Below are 17567 nucleotides of genomic sequence, written 5' to 3'. Positions count from 1 at the left end.
CAAGACGCTGATCCAGGCCAGAGATGTTAAATTGAAGAGCATGCTCTTCAATTTAACGCAAAGTTCAGGAATTGTGTAGATACCTATGCCTAAAAGGAGAGGGAAATTCAATACTGAACATATGATTTCAATAATTTATAATTTCCCTTAATAAGGAATCAAAACTCCCCACGCTCCTGTCTTTCCAGCATTAACTGTTTGAGTTGCATGCGTGGCAAAGTAAACCAGAGTGCAATCAGAATCAAAGAGGCAGCACAGTAGGCCCAGATATCGTAGGTTTCATACGCCATTCTTACTGCTTCAATCACTACAAAAAAGCTGAGCATCAGGATAATAGAAACCGTCGCGGCCACCGTGCCTTTGGACACTTCTGAAGACATTAGCGCAAAACGGTACAGCACCGAGAAACTTACGCCCTCACCTAGACTGATACAAGTGGTGCCGATAATCAGACAATGAACAAAATACTCTGGAATCAATAAGCCTAGCATCAATAAACCGGCACCCAATAGCATCAGTGGCAGACCCAATAATACGGTTTTACCCAGCGGCATTTTATCGATAATTTTCAGCAAAATCAGATTACCTGCAATCAGGCCACCCAAGACTGGAAACTGCGCCAGACCATATTGCATACTGCTGAATCCAAATTGCTCGACCAGAATCACTGGTGACAAGGCAATCCATAACATCAAGGGCAGACTTACCAAAGGCAGAGCTACAGTCATGATCACAAAGCGTTTATTTTTTAGAACCTGTTTAAAGTCATCCAGAATATAGCTAACCGGCTGTCTGGGAATACTGACTTTCAGGTTTGGCATTTTGGCTTTCAGGCCGAACCAACTCAGAAATGACAAAAATGCGATACCGATAAAACCCCAATGCCAGGAGATATGATCAATCATAAAGGCACCCAGCACTGGTCCTAGCAAGGGTGCCAGCAAAGACACATTGGCCATCAGTGCCATGACTTTGATGGCATCACGTTCTTCAAAGCTTTCCTGAATGGCGGCATAACCTACAGCGGTAATAAAGGACAGCCCAAAGCCCTGTAAAAAGCGCAGAAATAAGAAACTTTCGATATTGGGTGTCAATAAAATAGCCAGACAGCTGAGGGTAAAAAATGCCACACCGCCGAGCAGTACCGTTTTACGTCCAAGACGATCGGACAAAGGTCCCAAAATCGCTGCAACAAATGCCCCGCCCAACAGGAAAAAGGACATGGAGGATGGTGCCCATGAGCTGCTCACGCCAAAGTCACGGGTAATCGTCAGCATGGCCGGCTGAATCAGGTCATTACAGATATAGACTGAGAATTCAAACAGGACCAGTGCCAGCGGGAACATGAGTGTGGCACGGGTCAGTTTTTGGGTTTGGGTGTTTTGCATGGGAGTTTTTATTGTCAGTCTGCCCAGTGAAAGCAAACTAAACTTTATCTAAAAGAGAAAGAAGAAATTTTAACAGATGAGATATTCAAACGCTCTGAATAAATATAATAGATCGTAGAGATAATCTTCCAAACAAAAAAGCGCATCATCTAGATACGCTTTTAACCAAAATCTGCCTAAAGATCAAACACTATTATGGACAGACCGCTTTCTGGAAAGTCTTGGTATTTGAACCTCGTGCACAACGATACAACTTCTCGGTATTTTGCAGCCTCCAGCTGTTATCTTCCCGTTTAAAATAATAAATGGTCTGTACCGAATGTACCGAATCATCCATTAAACCGGTTTCAGTGACTTTGACCTGTCCAATCGTGGGCGACTCTACCTTGTCAAAGAACTGCCGTAATTCAACCGTTGCCAGTTCCTTGCGTAAATCCGGTCTTAATTGTAAAACCTGTTCCAAAGGCGTGTCCGAAGACGACTGTACCTTTGCAATGACCTGTTGAGCAGTTGCACAGCCTGAACCCAATATACCAAAAGCGAGAGTTGCGACTGCCAATATCCGGAACATATTATTTAACCCTTTATCGTCATTCTTATTCCAACCCATCATGCCGAGCTTCTTACTACAAAACCATTTAGACTCTGTAACTGTATTTACACAGCAATAAAAAAGCGCACCTTTCGATGCGCTTTTTTCAATTCCGACCGATTAAAGATCGAAAAGTTTACCCGGGTTCATGATGCCATTTGGATCGAACACTTTTTTCAGGGCTTTCATATATTCAATTTCTTCCGCCGAACGCGAATATTCAAGATATGGCTTCTTGGTCATGCCCACACCATGTTCCGCAGAAATTGAACCGTCATATTTTTTCACGGTATCAAAGACATACTTGTTCACCACCTGACATTTGGCAAAGAATTCATCTTTAGACAAATCAGCAGGTTTTAAGATATTTAAGTGCAAGTTACCGTCACCGATATGACCGAACCAGCAGATTTCAAAGTCTGGGTAATTCGTCGATACAATCGCATCAATTTCTTTAATGAATGCAGGAACGTGCGTGATCAGAACGGAAATGTCATTTTTGTATGGAATAAATGGCGCGATAGATTCAGAAATATCTTCACGTAAACGCCATAAACTTTCTACTTGATCAAGGCTTTGGCTCATTACGCCGTCCAGCACCCAACCTTGTTCCATGCAATGCTCGAAGATTTCCATCGCCTTGTCCATAATCGGTTCAAACGGCGCTTCAAACTCAAGCAACACATAGAAGGGACATTCAGTTTCAAATGGACGCTGTACATGACCATGGGCCAAGACTTTTTGCATCGCCAGTTCACCAAAGAACTCGAACGCGGTTAAATCAATTTTCGCCTGGAAGGCATGCAATAACGGCATGATCGCATCAAAGTCAGGTACACCCAGTACCATCACTTGCAGGTCTTGCGGTTGACGTTCAAGCTTGATTTCTGCTTCCGTCACCAGACCCAGCGTGCCTTCACCACCGATAAATAAATGCTGAAGCGCATAACCGGTTGCATTCTTGATCATGCCTTTGTTCAGGCGCAATACATCGCCCTTACCCGTCACAACCGTCAGGCCAAGCACCCAGTTACGGGTCATGCCGTATTTGATGACTTTAATGCCGCCAGCATTGGTCCCGATGTTACCGCCAATTTGCGATGAACCTGCAGACGCAAAGTCAACTGGGTAATACATGCCCTGATCGGAAGCATAGTTCTGTAACTGTTCAGTCACCACACCTGCCTGTACGCGCACCATACGATCTGCCGGGAAAAACTCCAGAATCTGGTTCATCTTGTCCATGCTGACCACGATCTCGCCATTGGCTGCAACTGCACCTGCAGACAGACCCGTACGACCGCCTGATGGGGTGATTGCAACATTAAACTGGTTTGCCAATTTTACGATGTCTTGAACCTGTTCAGTCGTCGAAGGAAAAACGATGACTGACGGGTTTGGATCAAAGTGCTTCGTATGATCGCGACCCCAATTCTGGAGGCTGTCCGTATCGGTTTTAATACGGTTTTCACCCAAAATTGCCGTCAATTGGGTCAATAACTCAGGGGTTAAAGCGACTGGAGCATTCATCGTTTGCAGACCTAGCATGATTTAAACAAGAGAGACTTCGCTGGTTTATTTGCATATTTTTTAGGCATAAAAGCCTGTATACAAATCAGGCGAAACATGATGATTAAAGCACCAAAAATGGCAGCTTAAACAGCATGGCGCAATATTATAAGCTATTTTTAGGGGATTCCTTTAAAAAATGACAATTTTGATAATATACCTTTGAAAATGAATATTTAAATCAACCAGATTTATCATTTTCACTACTATCACTTGCAAAAATAGCTGATATTGCCGTCATCAAGGAAATGTATAACCGCCCTTTTCCTGTGCTATTATACCGCGACTAAATTTGGCCTTTGTAGCGGAGCCGTAATGAGCCAACATCTATCTCTACCTAAAGATAAAATCCGTTTTCTACTGTTAGAAGGCGTTCATCAGAACGCAATCGACACATTGAATGCAGCTGGATATACCAACATCGATTATCGTAAAACAGCGCTCGAAGGCGAAGCACTGAAAGAAGCGATTAAAGATGCACACTTCGTCGGTATTCGTTCCCGTACTCAACTGACTGAAGAAGTATTTGAAGCTGCGAACAAACTGATTGCTGTGGGTTGTTTCTGTATCGGTACCAACCAGGTCAACCTCGATGCTGCAATGCGTCGCGGTATTCCGGTATTTAATGCACCGTATTCAAATACCCGTTCAGTCGCTGAACTGGTCTTGGCAGAAACGATTCTGCTTCTGCGCCGTGTACCTGAAAAATCAACAGATACACATGCAGGTGGCTGGAACAAATCGGCTGTCGGTTCATTCGAAACACGTGGTAAAACTTTAGGTATCGTTGGTTACGGTTCAATCGGTTCACAACTTTCTGTACTGGCTGAAAGCCTGGGCATGAAAGTGATCTACTTCGATACAGTGACAAAACTACCTTTAGGAAATGCACGTCAAGTCGGTTCTATGGGCGAATTACTGGCCAATGCAGATGTGGTTACTCTACATGTTCCGGATCTGCCATCTACCCGTAATTTCTTTGGCAAAGAACAGTTTGCGCAAATGAAAGAAGGTGCAATCTTCCTGAACGCAGCACGTGGTACATGTGTTGTGATTGAAGATCTGGCAGATGCGATCAAGTCTGGTCACATTGCTGGTGCTGCAGTAGACGTATTCCCGAAAGAGCCGAAAGCCAATGGTGAAGAATTCGTTTCTCCACTGCGTAACCTTCCAAACGTGATCCTGACTCCGCACGTGGGTGGTTCGACCATGGAGGCACAAGCGAACATCGGTCTGGAAGTAGCTGAGAAATTCGTGGCTTATTCTGACAAGGGTATGACGCTTTCTGCGGTGAACTTCCCAGAAATCGCATTGCCGTTGACTGAAGGCAAACACCGTTTACTGCACATCCACCAAAATATTCCGGGCGTGTTGTCTAAAATCAACAACCTGTTTGCTGAACAAGGCATCAACATCTCTGGCCAGTCACTGATGACTAAAGGCGATGTCGGTTACCTGGTGATGGATGTCGATGCTGCTGCATCTCATGAAGCACTCGATATGCTTTCGAATGTTGAAGGTACAATCCGCGCACGCGTATTGTTCTAATTCAATATTGTAGAAAAACCACAGCTCTCGGGCTGTGGTTTTTTGTTTTTAAGGTTTGTATTTTTAAACCTTTTTCAGCTTATGCTGCTCTTCCGCTATTCGAGAAATCGAAACCTATTTAGTCATGCTGAATTTTAAAATTGCACCTATTGTGCAAGCGCCGCTGATTCTGTTGATCGCCATGATCAGTATGCAAAGCAGTGGTTCCTTTGCCAAATATCTGTTCGGTCAATTTCCCATTCTGACTGTTTCCGCAATGCGTCTGCTGTTAGGCGCTATGATTTTGGCACTGATTTTTAAAATTTGGCAAATCCATTTCAGACAGATCAAATGGCCAGCCATTATCAGTTATGGTCTTGCCCTGGCTGGCATGAATCTACTGTTTTACCTGTCGATTGATCGCCTGCCGCTGGGGATTGCCGTCTCTTTTGAATTTATTGGGCCCTTAAGTGTCGCCCTATTTTATGCGCGGCAAAAATTCGACTTTGTCTGGGTCGGACTGGCGATTCTGGGCCTGATTCTGCTATTCCCTTTTGATCAGGCTGCCCAGCCGCTTGACCCGATCGGGATTGCATTCGCCTTGGGTGCGGGTGCCTGCTGGGCCTTATATATCGTTGCCGGCCAAAGACCTTCAGGTGTTTCTGGCAATCATACTGTATGCTTGGGCATGTTTGTCGGCATGCTGGTGCTGATGCCGATTGCGCTCTTTGCAGGAATGCCGGCACATACTTTTGAACCGATGAGTTTGTTATATTTTATGGCTTTGGCAGTACTGGCCAGTGCCCTGCCTTTCACTCTGGAAATGATTGCCCTGCGCAATTTAACTGCCTTGAGTTTCGGCACTTTGATGAGTCTGGAACCCGCCATTGCCGCGCTCTCGGGGCTGGTCTTTCTAGGCGAGACTTTATTGTGGACACAATGGCTGGCATTGGCCACGATTATCAGTGCTTCGGTAGGCTGTACAGTCACCAGTCAAAGAAGAAAAAATACAGTTGAGCACTTTTAAATTTAAAGTTTGTTATAAGAAATACTATTCACTTTGAATTTAAAAATATTCGCTGGAAAAGCCTACTCAAAGCCGATTGATTCAGTCTAATATTCTTCTAAGATCAAAACTTTCTCTTTTTAAAAGTAATTTTAAATTACTTCCATCCCCTACTCATCAAAAATTAACCGTTTTGCTATAATTTCACTTTCCCCCTATTCCTCATTTTTACCCATTCTGGGTAGAAGCTGCTTACATGCCAAACGCCCAACTCCTTGCTGTATTGTTCATGGTCTTATCCATGACTTCCTACCAGATCAGTGCATCTTTTGCCAAACAGCTGTTTAGTGTGCTGGATCCGATTACTGTGACCATTTTAAGGCTGTGCTTTGCAGCAATGATTATTGGTGTAATGTTCCGTTCCTGGAAAATTATTTCCCGTTTACCTTTTTTGAAATGGCGAGATTTGCTCTGCTATAGCGCCGCTTTAGGGGTGATGAATATTTTATTCTATCTGTCTCTGGGCAAACTCCCTCAAGGGATTGCAGTTGGTTTGGAGTTTATTGGTCCTTTGGGTCTGGCCCTGCTCTCGATTAAAAATCGTAGTGATTATATTTGGGTATTGATGGCCATTTTAGGCATCGCACTGATGGTGCCATGGGGACAGGCTAATAGCAGTAATTTCGACCTGGTAGGCGCCGCCTGTGCTTTAGGTGCGGGTTTATGTTGGGCACTGTATATTTTCTTTGGCCAACGTGTGGTGCAGCAAAATATTGGCATGCATGCACTGACTATTGCGATCAGTATTTCAGCTCTGTGTTTGCTTCCAATTGGGCTCTACAACAACGCGCCCGCATTGATTGATACGCAACATTGGGGCAAGGCAATTATCATTGCAGTGCTGGCTACAGCGATTCCTTATGCATTGGATTTAAAGGCACTTCAGCATTTGAATAAAACCAGCTATGGCACCCTGTCCAGCCTGTCTCCGGCTTTGGCCGCACTGACCGGTTTTATACTATTGGGCGAAAAAATTACACTTCTTCAGACCGTGGCACTGATCTGTATCATGCTAGCATCAGTCGGCGTGACTGTACGTGCCGCCCGTCAAGGATCGGCAGAAAAGAATACCTAAAAGGCTTATTGGAATCTAAACAACTGACTAAATATTTGCATTAATTCTTTCACTTTCTTCCTTTGAGATAAATACAAAAAAAGAGATGAATGGATAAAAATCCCATATCTCCAGATAAAAAGATGATCAGATGCCATAGTTGCAGTGAAGATATTTTTGATACGCGAGTGTGGCAAGGATGCCACATGTTACCCATCACGACAGGACGTCGTGTATGGGTAACAAAAGACTTTTGCCTACTTTGGGTCTTTCCAAAGTAGGGAGATTGCCTACACAAAAGCATTTAAATTTTTAAGAAAATGAGGCTGTACAAGCTTCTGAAGATAAACATGCATAGCGATTAACTCAAACATCTAATTTGAGTTATAAATTATGGAAAAGTAGCTAATCAAATGTCAGCTGTTCGATGTTTAGCTTTGTACCAGTATATCTTTTTTCATGTCTTTATAACGCTGGTATTCATTCTTGTACTGTACTGCTAAAGCGGTCTTCTGCTCTTCACTCAGAATTTTACCGGCCTGCTGGAAGAAACCATGTTCCTCTTCTTTTAAGTGATGATGCACCTTTTCGGAAAGTTTTTTGGCTATGGCAATCCAGCCCGAATTACTCAATTCAGTTGCAGTTAATTCCTCGATCATTTCGTCCATTTCATGATGTTCGGCCAAGGCATGCCGTGTAATATTCAGGCCCGAATCGGTCATCATCAAGGGAATATAAAAATAACGGTCTTCCGCAGCTTCATGGGCAAATAATTCATTTTTCAGTTGCTTGAACAGCTCGCGGCGTTCTGGTGTATCCCCGGAAGTCTGTAATAGTTTTTCTGCAAGATCGCGCTGAATCTCATGACTCTCTCTTAATGCTTCAAAAATAGTCATCATTCCGATATTTCTCCGATTGTTTTATTTTTCATATCATTGATTCTAGAAGATTTTCAGAAGAGGTTTAGACACAGTTTATAAAGTGATTTGTTAAGAAATTTTAATATCGAGAATGATTTACATCGGCTCTAGGCTAGAATGAACATCTGATATGCCATCCGGCAAATCAGCAGGCTGACCAGAATCAGGAATAAAATGCGGATAAAGCCACTGCCATATTTAAAGGCCAAACGTACGCCAAGTAAGGAACCACAGATATTGGCCAGCGCCATCATCGCCCCGACCATAAACAGCACATTGCCACTCGGAATAAAAAAGCTTAAGGCTGCCAAGTTGGTGGTAAAATTGGCAATTTTCGAAAGCGCCGACGCATGCAGAAAGTCGACATTTAAATAGCGAATAAAAAAGAAAATAAAGAAACTGCCGGTGCCCGGGCCAAAAATACCATCATAAAAGCCAATCGCCAGACTGCCCAAAGCGGCCAGAATCAACATTTTTCGATTCAGTTTTTGTTCGCGATGCACCTGACCGAACTGTTTTTTCATCAAGGTATAGATGGCGATCACGATCAGCATCACCAGTACAAAAGGTTTAAGGATTTCGACCGGAATTAGCGTAACGCTGGCTGCTCCAATAAACGAGCTAATAAAACTGCAAGCTGCAATAATGCCCATGAGTAGCCAAGGCAGTTTCACCTGACGCAGATAGGAAAATGCCGCAGAAGCAGTACCAAAAATGGATGCGAGTTTATTGGTGCCAAAGACCGTAGCAGGCTGTAAATGCGGCAAACTTCCCATAATCGCCGGAATCTGGATCAGACCACCACCGCCAACGGCTGCATCAATTGCCCCTGCAAAAAACGCAAAGACAACCAGACTGATGATGATCTCAATTTCCATATAGTGACTCGATTAGAGGTTCAGGACGCGTTTAGGTACCAGACGTTTGCGATCGGTAATTTCAGCCAGACCCAGACATTTTTCACCATCAAAAACCAGCACCTGTTCAGCCTCTTCGTGTTCGATATTACTTTCCATACCACGACTAAAATATTCTGCCCGACCTTCAGGTACCTGCACTTGTAGGAAATGTTGTACTGGCGCATAAACTGGTAATAACAAGGCATCACGCTCTACTTCGCTCAGGCTTTCCAGATATTCAAGGGTATAGCTTGGAATCAAATCAAAATGACCGGTTTTGATGCGGTGCAGATAAGTCAGATGACCATAGGTGCCCAGCGCTTTGGCAATATCTTCGCCCAATACCCGGATATACGTCCCTTTAGAACAGGTAATATCCAGGATAATGCTATTTTCAGTAAAGGATAAAAGCTCAATCGCCAAAATGTTAATCGGACGTGCTTCACGTTCAATTTCGATGCCTTTACGCGCCAGCTCATACAACGGCCGTCCTTCTTTTTTTAGCGCCGAATACATTGGCGGTACTTGCTGGATATCTCCCACAAATTGTGCCAGTGTTTCCTGAATCAAGGCTTCCGAGAGTTCAGGAACCGCTTTTTCCAGAAGTACCTCACCTTCTACATCGCCCGTGGTGGTGCTATGACCCAAAAACACAGTGGTCTGATAACGCTTGACCGAATCAAGTAAATAATGCGAAAACTTGGTCGCCTCCCCCAAACATACCGGCAATAAACCAGATGCCAAAGGATCCAGCGCACCGGTATGGCCGGCTTTTTGTGCACGATACAACCAGCGAACTCTTTGCAAGGCAGCATTGGAACTGATACCTAAAGGCTTGTTAAGCAGGAAGACACCGCTGAGATGACGACGCTGAATTTTAGGAGAGGATGCTTTCATGGCAAAAAATCAGACATTTTATAAATTGGCGCCATGGTAAAACCCTGCGAGATGATTTACAACTTTTCTATAGTATCTGATGATTTTTATGGCATATTGAGCCGGCTTGAACATCAAAAAGCTTTAAATAGCTAAAAGTTTGAACATCTAAAAATAATGAAATAACGAGAAAATAGGTGCATAGGATATGCAGAAATACAAAATATGGATCATTCTGGCGTTGCTGGTGCTGTGCATCCTCACGCTGATCTTATGGCTGTCTCCAAAAGAAACTACCCAGACAGAGGCGGGAACGAAAACATCTTTCACTGAAAATAAAGCAGAGCAAAGCGCTTTTCTGGCCAATGGCCCAGCCAATGCATCATTTCCGAGTGCCAGCCAGCAAGATACCGAAATCAATTGTCAGATGCAGCTCGATACCAGCAGTCGCTTGATTGTGAATGAACAGACCCGCAACTGTTTTGAATATTTTATTACCCAGTTCGGTGAAAAAAATCTGCAGCAGATCCGGCAGGATTTCAAAGCCTATATTCGCCAGAATCATAAAGAACCAGCACTCTCGCAAATTCTGGATTTATGGGATCGTTATATCCAGTACCGTCAAGGTTTGGGCCAGCTCACTGCACCGGCTGGGCTGAATCAGGAAGATCCGGCCTATTACCGCAGTATTTATACCAGTACCCAAAATTTGCGCCAGCAATACTTCTCCAAGTATGAAATCGAAGGCTTGTTCGGTACAGAAGATGCCTATCATGAATATACGCTAAACCGGATGGGCGTGCTGGCAGACAAGAGCTTAAGCGAGACTGAAAAAGCTCAAAAGCTCAAAGCACTGTTTCAGCAACTCCCGCAGGACTGGCAGGAAAATCTGGAACAACTGAATAAACTGGAAGATCTGCGCAAACTCACTGCTGATATTAAAGCCCGGGGCGGTTCCCGTGATGAAATCCGGCAGATGCGGATAAATCTGGTCGGTCCTGAAGCCACACAACGACTGGAACAACTGGACGTACAACGTAGCGACTGGAAAAATCGGGTGACTGGCTATTTAGATGAACGGGATCAGATTACCCAATCCAGCATGTCCGATACTGCTAAACAGCAAGCCATTGCCCAACTTCGCAGCAAACATTTTAATACACCGCAAGAACAGCTGCGAGTAGAAACCTTTGAACAGGTTCATGATCAGGGAGCCAAGCTGCCCTTTGCTGACTAAGCCTAAAAGCCATCACCTGTTGATGGCTTTTTTATAAATGCCCTTTTGATAACTTTATATTTTTTCTCAAAATGATCTTTTATAGTTGTTTCTAAATGTTTCGAATTTACACAAAATAACTTAGAAAAATTTCAATTATTTCAAAGACTTTCTATTTAAATATATCTGTTAATAAAACATATATTTACAATGTAAATCCCTCCTGTCCTGCATGTCCCCAAATGACATGGTTTTAGACCACTGAAATGAAAAAATACCGCTTCTTCAAAAGAAAAATTGCTCAGCCACTGAAGGCCGAAACTGTATTTTCATCGTCTGATTTGTGGCTTGCAACACTATACAAAAAGCAATGATTGCTTGAATAACGATAAAATTTAAAAAGGGACAGCTATGCATACTTTCAGCAAGACAGCCCAGTTACTGACTGTGGCTTTAGCGACCACTCTGGGACTCAGCTGGTCTGCACAGACTCAGGCCGCAGCGAGTGCAACACAAGTCATCGAAAAGAGTCGGTCTGACTATGCCAAGACCCAATATCCGATCTTGATGGTGCATGGCTGGCTAGGCTGGTCACGCATTGGCACCGATAGTATCGGGCTGGATTACTGGTATCAGATTCTGCCAGATATGGCACGTAATGGCTCAACCGTCTTTGCGGCACAATTGTCTCCAGCAAATACAACGGCGCATCGCGGTGAACAACTAGTTCATCAGGTTGAAGAGGTTGTGGCAATTACCGGCAAGAAAAAACTGAATTTGATTGGTCACTCTCATGGCGGACCAACAGTGCTGTATGTTGCAGCGACCCAGCCGCAGTATATCGCCTCTATTACTGGCGTTGCAGGAACCTACCATGGCTCCAAAGTGGCAGATGATATTCAGAACAATAGCCTGACGCGTACCGCCTTTAACATTTTAGGTGATTATATTATTGGTCCATTGATTGCACTGGGTCAGTTTAAGCCTGAACTGGAAATTGATTTTGATGCTTCCATGAAATCCCTAACCCAGACCGGCTCAAATACTTTTAATGCCACAGTGGCACAACAGGTAGTCAAAGATGGCGTGTTGGCGTCCGCAGAAAACTGCAATAAAAATTTAAAACAGAAAGACAGTAAAGGCATTCATTATTATTCATGGACGGGTGTGGCCCAAGCCACCAATGCCCTGGATATTGACACGATCCTGATGCAGCTCGGCCCTTTATCTTATGGCAGTAAAGACAATGACGGCATGGTGTCACGTTGTAGCGCTTTCATGGGCAAGGTCATTCATGACCAGTACAAACTCAATCATACGGACCTGGCCAATATGATGTTTGGTCTGAAAGGCGTGTTTGCACCAGATCCGGTCGCCCTCTACCGCCAGCATGCCAACCGACTCAAATTAGAAGGTTTATAACCCCAGAGTGCCTGTATTTTCAGCTGAAATATAGGCTTTTTTTCTGGTTCTTTTTATTTGACCTATCCGCGATCGGGAAGCTGCAATGAAAAAAATAATATCTTACTTAAGCTTTTTGCTACTGGTTTCCCTATTAACTGGTCCTGTGCAAGCCTCGGCATTACAGGAATATAAAAGCAATTTTGTCCTCTCGAGTTATGCCAAGACAAAATACCCGATGGTCTTTGTTCATGGTTTTGGTCTAGGTTTTAACCGGATTGGAACAGATCACATCGGTTTAGATTATTGGTATCAGATTCCCCAAGACCTGAGCCGGCATGGTGCACGGGTGTTTTCTGCCGAATTGTCTGCTGTTGCGTCCAATGAACTGCGCGGTGAACAGCTCTTGATGCAAATTGATGAAATACTGGCACTGACGGGCCAGAAGAAAGTCAATCTGATTGGGCATAGCCAAGGTGGCCCAACAATTCAATATATCGAGGGCGTTGCACCGCATAAAGCCGCCTCTTTAACCGCCATTGCCGGGGCGATGCAAGGCACCCCGGTTTTTGTCAATGCCAGCCAGACGCCACTGCTTGAACCCTTTATCCATGCCATTGGTACAATTTTGGGCCATAGCATGAATCTGGTTACAGCTAACCAGTATCCGGTCAGTATTATCGAGGCACTGCAAGCCATGAATCCAGAGGCGATTCAGGCCTTCAATGTGAAATATGGCTCCTCTGCCATTCCCAAAGACTGTCAGTCTAAGGGCAGCAAACTCACGCCAAATGGAATTTATCACTATTCCTGGATGGGCAATCGGCAGGCGACCAATCCGCTGGATGCGATTGAATCTATAGTCGTGACTTTAGGTAACAGTTTCCTGAAAGGAGAAGCCAATGATGGTGCTCTGCCGCTGTGTAGCGGACGCTATGGCCAGATCATTCGTCAGGACTATGTCCACAATCATTTTGATGAAGTAAACCAGTTTTTCGGTATTTTGGGTCCTTTCGCGCAGGATCCGATTGCACTTTACCGCCAACATGCCAACCGGCTCAAATTAGAAGGCTTATAAATCACTCATCTTTATGAATAGATCATCATTTTAAATAGAAAAGCTTAGGAAACTGAGTCCCTGCTACACAAGGGGACTTTGCGGAACCGGATGAGGATCATCCCGTTAAAACAACAAAAGTGAGGAAAATATAATGAAATTCGGAGCATTCATCACCGGCCTGCTGCTGGCGGGTACATGCCTCAGCACTCAGGCATCCACCCAAGCCAGTCAGGTCACAGCAAAAGCCAGTTCACAATATGCCAAGACCCAATATCCAATTGTCTTCGCACATGGTATGGCAGGCTTTATCCGGGTCGGTACCGACCAGTTTGGACTGGATTACTGGTATCAGATTTTACCGGATTTGGCGCGTAATGGCGGCAATGTCTGGGCAACACGTGTCTCACCTTTTAACTCATCAGGAATTCGGGGTGAACAACTTTTAGAGCAAGTCAAAGAAATTCAGGCCATTACCGGTGCAGACAAAGTCAATCTGATTGGTCATTCACATGGCGGTCCGACCATTCGTTATGTTGCAGGTGTGAGACCTGATCTGGTTGCTTCCCTGACTTCCGTCGGTGCTCCGCATAAAGGCTCCCCGGTTGCAGACTTGATTCTTCAGGCAGAAGGCACACCGATACAAGGGCCTTTAGTGGGTGGTATCAACCTGGTGTCTAAGGCCATCACCTGGGCACAAGGTCTGGATCCGAACAGTTTCCCGCATGACTCCCTGGCCGGTGGTCGCAGCCTGACCCTGGCAGGATCCGCTCAATTCAACCAGAAATATCCGCTCGGTATGCCAACCACCGCCTGCGGTGAAGGTAAGGAAAAAGACGGTGATATTCGTCATTATTCATTCACAGGTATAGGTCAAGTCACCAACCCGCTCGATCCTGATTCAGCACTCAAAGTTACAGCCCTGCTCATTGATGGCGGCAAGGAAAATGATGGTCTGGTCTCCCGCTGCAGTGCCAAATTTGGTAAAACCATTCGAGATAACTACAACTGGAACCATCTGGATGAAGTGAACCAGTTCCTCGGATTAAAGAATATCTTTGCTCCAGACCCAGTCGATGTTTATCGCCAGCATGCCAACCGGCTCAAATTGCAAGGCCTGTAATTCAATCTCATCCCTGTCATCACAATGTGCAGGGATTTTTTAATTTTTAAAACGCCAAAATGGAACTTTATGAAAATTAAAACGCATTTGATAACCTTATGCTTCGTGTTATTTACGGGCCAATATGTACAGGCTTCCAATTTGCAGCAAGCAGAATCCAGATTTGTCGTGTCCAATTATGCCAAAACACAATACCCGATTGTATTTGCACATGGCATGGTCGGCTTTAATCGCATTGGTTTTGATGCCTTAGGCATGGACTATTAGTATCAAATTTTGCCTGATTTAGCCCATAATGGTTCAACTGTCTTTGCCACCCTCATCTCACCTTTCAATTCTAGCGAAATCAGAGGTGAACAATATGTGGAGCAACTCAAAGAAGTCATGGCGATCACGGGCGCCAAAAAACTGAATTTAATTGGTCATAGTCATGGTGCGCATAGCGTGCGTTATGCAGCCGGGGTGATGCCGCAACATGTAGCCTCAGTGATGACTGTGGGCGGCGCCAACCAAGGGACGATTGTCGCCTCTGATGTTATGCGACTTGCCAATCAAACCGGAACATCTGAGCTGCTCAATACCCTGATCAGCAGTTTTGGCAACGTCATCATGTGGGCACAAGGCTTAGATGGTCAAGCTTTCCCACATAATGCTCTGGCAGCAGGACACAGCACGTCGATTGAAGGGACAGTCGAATTTAACCAGCGTTTTAAACTCGGGCTTTCGCTGAGTCTATGTGGTGAGGGCAAATATAAAGACCAAGGCATTGCGCTGTATTCAATGACGGGCAATCAACCCGTGACCAATCCCCTAGATGTCAGCGATGCCGCCATGAAAGCCTTGGATCTGCTTTCTGCGAGTAAGGCTGGCGCGAATGATGGAATCGTGTCGGTGTGTAGTGCCAAATTTGGTAAAACGATTCGGGATGATTATCCATGGAATCATCTGGATGAAATCAACTTGTTATTTGGCATTAAAGGTACCTTTGCACCTGATCCGGTTGCTGCCTATCGTCAACATGCCAATCGCTTAAAACTGCAAGGTTTATAAAACCACCCAAGCCTCTATTCATCCAGAGGCTTTTCTATCTTATTTTTCGCTAATTTTTTTCTTAAAATTTACTTGTTAATCATGATCAAACTGCATATAAAATATTCATCAAATATAAAAAAATAAGTGTGAAATAAAATAAATGCAGATACGTTCTATAGAAATCAAAAACAAATTTAAAAGAACCTGCCCCTGCTGCAAACGAAAAGTCATTAATCCTTTTCAATTTAAAAAATATGAGCCTTATTATTGCCCCTCTTGTCATCGACATATTATCGCAAATGTATGGATCAGTATTTTACTGGTTATCACACAATGTTTTATTTGCATTCAACTTTTTAATGCAGGATTCCAGTCTTGGGGATATTTTGTATTATTCCTGATGTTTATTCATAAAATTTTCTTGGATATTTTGGATGCCATGATCTTGCCTTTGCAGGAACATTTCGAATAAATCCAAATAAAAATCAGGCATAAAAAATGCGCCCAAAGGCGCATTTTTTTACTCGTATAAAGCTTAAAATTAAGCTTTAGTTTTACGAGCTGGTAATTTTTCACGAATACGTGCAGCTTTACCAGACAATTCACGTAGATAGTAAAGTTTAGCGCGACGAACGTCACCACGACGTTTCACTTCAATACCAGCAACGATTGGAGAGTGAGTTTGGAATACACGCTCAACACCAACACCGCTAGAAATTTTACGTACTGTGAACGCAGAGTTCAAACCACGGTTTTTCTTAGCAATTACAACGCCTTCGAACGCCTGTAAACGTTCACGGTCGCCTTCTTTTACTTTAACTTGAACAATAACTGTATCACCTGGTGCAAAAGCAGGGATGTTTTGTTTCAATTGTGCGTTTTCAATTACTTGAACTAAAGGATGCTTACCGCTCATGGGGTATCTCCAATATGTGCGAGTCAGAAGAGGTCTGATCATCGCTGGGTATAGAGGCTAAAGCGCATACACCCGATTATCTTTCCCTTTATGGTTGACCATCTCAACCATAAAGAGCCTATTAAAGAATACTTAAATCATTTTAAGTACTTGCTTGAAGATAGAAATGATCACTCATCAATATCTTACAAATCTTTTAGCCATTTTTTCTGCTGCTTGGTCAGTTCGACTTTTTCCACCAACTCTGGGCGGCGTTCAAGTGTACGCTGATATCGCTGCAAAAACCGCCATTTTTCAATATTGGCATGATGCCCGGACTTTAACACCTCAGGCACATCCAAACCTTCAAAATGATCTGGCTTGGTATATTGTGGGCTATCTAGAAGACCATCCACAAATGAGTCTTGTACGTGTGATTGCTCATCAGACATGGCACCCGGAAGTCTCCGGATAATACTGTCCAATAAAACCATCGCAGGAAGTTCACCACCTGACAACACGTAATCTCCAATTGACCATTCCTGATCAACATATTGCTGGATCAAACGTTCATCGACGCCTTCATAACGTCCGCACAGTACAATGATTCCATCATATTTGACAAAATCCTGTACCGCAGTTTCGTTTAAGGTCTTTCCTTGCGGTGACATATACACCACAGGAACCTGAACTGCACCCGCTTGCGTTGCAAGCTCTTTGGCATGCTGGATTGCTTTTGCCAGAGGCTCAGCCATCATCACCATACCCGGACCACCACCGAATGGACGCTCATCCACCCGTTTATAGTTGCCCGTCGCATAATCGCGAGGATTGATACAATGAACTTGCATCAACTCACGTTTTGCTGCGCGCCCGCTAATACCATAGGCTGTAATCGCTTCAAACATTTCAGGAAAAAGCGTAATGACTGCAAAGAACATCGCAGACTCCC

At 44.1% G+C, this 17567-nt stretch carries 15 protein-coding genes and 1 pseudogene; 8 read left to right on the top strand and 8 right to left on the bottom strand.

Going from position 1 to position 17567, the window contains the following annotated elements:
• Positions 1–158 precede the first annotated feature (158 nt).
• The 3 genes from craA to NI469_RS06340 all read right to left on the bottom strand — a co-directional run bounded on the left by craA (position 159) and on the right by NI469_RS06340 (position 3510).
• The gene (craA, locus tag NI469_RS06350) at positions 159–1388 is read right to left on the bottom strand and encodes a chloramphenicol efflux MFS transporter CraA (protein ID WP_253174642.1); all 1230 of its coding nucleotides are present in this window, start codon (positions 1386–1388) and stop codon (positions 159–161) included.
• Positions 1389–1581: 193 nt separating this feature from the next.
• Complete coding sequence (locus NI469_RS06345) at positions 1582–1959, bottom strand: hypothetical protein (protein ID WP_253174644.1); 378 nt, start codon at positions 1957–1959, stop codon at positions 1582–1584.
• A 141-nt stretch (positions 1960–2100) separates the two neighbouring features.
• On the bottom strand, positions 2101–3510 hold the full coding sequence (locus tag NI469_RS06340) for an FAD-binding oxidoreductase (RefSeq protein ID WP_253174641.1): 1410 nt from the start codon (positions 3508–3510) through the stop codon (positions 2101–2103).
• A gap of 354 nt (positions 3511–3864) precedes the next feature.
• Here NI469_RS06340 and serA point away from each other — a divergent pair, with 354 nt between their 5' ends.
• The 3 genes from serA to NI469_RS06325 all read left to right on the top strand — a co-directional run bounded on the left by serA (position 3865) and on the right by NI469_RS06325 (position 7217).
• Positions 3865–5097: a phosphoglycerate dehydrogenase gene (gene serA / locus NI469_RS06335; RefSeq protein WP_253174640.1), complete on the top strand. Its 1233-nt coding sequence runs from the start codon at positions 3865–3867 to the stop codon at positions 5095–5097.
• 124 nt (positions 5098–5221) lie between these two features.
• Positions 5222–6103: an EamA family transporter gene (locus NI469_RS06330; RefSeq protein ID WP_253174639.1), complete on the top strand. Its 882-nt coding sequence runs from the start codon at positions 5222–5224 to the stop codon at positions 6101–6103.
• Positions 6104–6338: 235 nt separating this feature from the next.
• Positions 6339–7217, top strand: a complete 879-nt coding sequence (locus NI469_RS06325) for an EamA family transporter (RefSeq protein WP_253174638.1) — start codon at positions 6339–6341, stop codon at positions 7215–7217.
• Between the two features lie 410 nt (positions 7218–7627).
• Here NI469_RS06325 and NI469_RS06320 read toward each other — a convergent pair whose 3' ends face one another.
• The 3 genes from NI469_RS06320 to truB all read right to left on the bottom strand — a co-directional run bounded on the left by NI469_RS06320 (position 7628) and on the right by truB (position 9912).
• On the bottom strand, positions 7628–8095 hold the full coding sequence (locus NI469_RS06320) for a hemerythrin domain-containing protein (protein ID WP_253174637.1): 468 nt from the start codon (positions 8093–8095) through the stop codon (positions 7628–7630).
• 128 nt (positions 8096–8223) lie between these two features.
• Positions 8224–8994, bottom strand: a complete 771-nt coding sequence (locus NI469_RS06315) for a sulfite exporter TauE/SafE family protein (protein WP_253174636.1) — start codon at positions 8992–8994, stop codon at positions 8224–8226.
• Positions 8995–9006: 12 nt separating this feature from the next.
• Entirely contained in the window at positions 9007–9912 is a 906-nt protein-coding gene (gene truB, locus NI469_RS06310; protein ID WP_253174635.1) for a tRNA pseudouridine(55) synthase TruB, read from the bottom strand.
• A 187-nt stretch (positions 9913–10099) separates the two neighbouring features.
• On the opposite strand from truB, the gene NI469_RS06305 reads away from it, so the two are divergent.
• From NI469_RS06305 to NI469_RS06285, 5 genes and pseudogenes are all read left to right on the top strand, one after another.
• Positions 10100–11128: a lipase secretion chaperone gene (locus NI469_RS06305; protein WP_253174634.1), complete on the top strand. Its 1029-nt coding sequence runs from the start codon at positions 10100–10102 to the stop codon at positions 11126–11128.
• A gap of 390 nt (positions 11129–11518) precedes the next feature.
• The gene (locus NI469_RS06300) at positions 11519–12529 is read left to right on the top strand and encodes an esterase/lipase family protein (RefSeq protein ID WP_253174633.1); all 1011 of its coding nucleotides are present in this window, start codon (positions 11519–11521) and stop codon (positions 12527–12529) included.
• An 85-nt stretch (positions 12530–12614) separates the two neighbouring features.
• Positions 12615–13586: an esterase/lipase family protein gene (locus tag NI469_RS06295; protein WP_253174632.1), complete on the top strand. Its 972-nt coding sequence runs from the start codon at positions 12615–12617 to the stop codon at positions 13584–13586.
• A gap of 133 nt (positions 13587–13719) precedes the next feature.
• Complete coding sequence (locus NI469_RS06290) at positions 13720–14688, top strand: esterase/lipase family protein (RefSeq protein ID WP_253174631.1); 969 nt, start codon at positions 13720–13722, stop codon at positions 14686–14688.
• 69 nt (positions 14689–14757) lie between these two features.
• Positions 14758–15738 (top strand): annotated as a pseudogene (locus tag NI469_RS06285) (esterase/lipase family protein).
• A gap of 523 nt (positions 15739–16261) precedes the next feature.
• Here NI469_RS06285 and rplS read toward each other — a convergent pair.
• Positions 16262–16636, bottom strand: a complete 375-nt coding sequence (rplS, locus tag NI469_RS06280) for a 50S ribosomal protein L19 (protein ID WP_004281205.1) — start codon at positions 16634–16636, stop codon at positions 16262–16264.
• A gap of 185 nt (positions 16637–16821) precedes the next feature.
• Complete coding sequence (trmD, locus tag NI469_RS06275) at positions 16822–17556, bottom strand: tRNA (guanosine(37)-N1)-methyltransferase TrmD (RefSeq protein ID WP_253174630.1); 735 nt, start codon at positions 17554–17556, stop codon at positions 16822–16824.
• Positions 17557–17567: the final 11 nt, after the last annotated feature.

Origin of the sequence: Acinetobacter lwoffii (assembly GCF_024129735.1) — a bacterium.
Lineage (GTDB): Bacteria > Pseudomonadota > Gammaproteobacteria > Pseudomonadales > Moraxellaceae > Acinetobacter > Acinetobacter lwoffii_H.
The sequence above is the reverse complement of the archived record's forward strand: the minus strand, read 5'-3'. Positions and strand labels throughout refer to the sequence as shown.

Bases quoted from the DNA above. Each gene is read 5' to 3' on its own strand.
- craA (WP_253174642.1), bottom strand. From the start codon at position 1,388: ATGCAAAACACCCAAACCCAAAAACTGACCCGTGCCACACTCATGTTC.
- NI469_RS06345 (WP_253174644.1), bottom strand. From the start codon at position 1,959: ATGTTCCGGATATTGGCAGTCGCAACTCTCGCTTTTGGTATATTGGGT.
- NI469_RS06340 (WP_253174641.1), bottom strand. From the start codon at position 3,510: ATGAATGCTCCAGTCGCTTTAACCCCTGAGTTATTGACCCAATTGACG.
- serA (WP_253174640.1), top strand. From the start codon at position 3,865: ATGAGCCAACATCTATCTCTACCTAAAGATAAAATCCGTTTTCTACTG.
- NI469_RS06330 (WP_253174639.1), top strand. From the start codon at position 5,222: ATGCTGAATTTTAAAATTGCACCTATTGTGCAAGCGCCGCTGATTCTG.
- NI469_RS06325 (WP_253174638.1), top strand. From the start codon at position 6,339: ATGCCAAACGCCCAACTCCTTGCTGTATTGTTCATGGTCTTATCCATG.
- NI469_RS06320 (WP_253174637.1), bottom strand. From the start codon at position 8,095: ATGATGACTATTTTTGAAGCATTAAGAGAGAGTCATGAGATTCAGCGC.
- NI469_RS06315 (WP_253174636.1), bottom strand. From the start codon at position 8,994: ATGGAAATTGAGATCATCATCAGTCTGGTTGTCTTTGCGTTTTTTGCA.
- truB (WP_253174635.1), bottom strand. From the start codon at position 9,912: ATGAAAGCATCCTCTCCTAAAATTCAGCGTCGTCATCTCAGCGGTGTC.
- NI469_RS06305 (WP_253174634.1), top strand. From the start codon at position 10,100: ATGCAGAAATACAAAATATGGATCATTCTGGCGTTGCTGGTGCTGTGC.
- NI469_RS06300 (WP_253174633.1), top strand. From the start codon at position 11,519: ATGCATACTTTCAGCAAGACAGCCCAGTTACTGACTGTGGCTTTAGCG.
- NI469_RS06295 (WP_253174632.1), top strand. From the start codon at position 12,615: ATGAAAAAAATAATATCTTACTTAAGCTTTTTGCTACTGGTTTCCCTA.
- NI469_RS06290 (WP_253174631.1), top strand. From the start codon at position 13,720: ATGAAATTCGGAGCATTCATCACCGGCCTGCTGCTGGCGGGTACATGC.
- rplS (WP_004281205.1), bottom strand. From the start codon at position 16,636: ATGAGCGGTAAGCATCCTTTAGTTCAAGTAATTGAAAACGCACAATTG.
- trmD (WP_253174630.1), bottom strand. From the start codon at position 17,556: ATGTTCTTTGCAGTCATTACGCTTTTTCCTGAAATGTTTGAAGCGATT.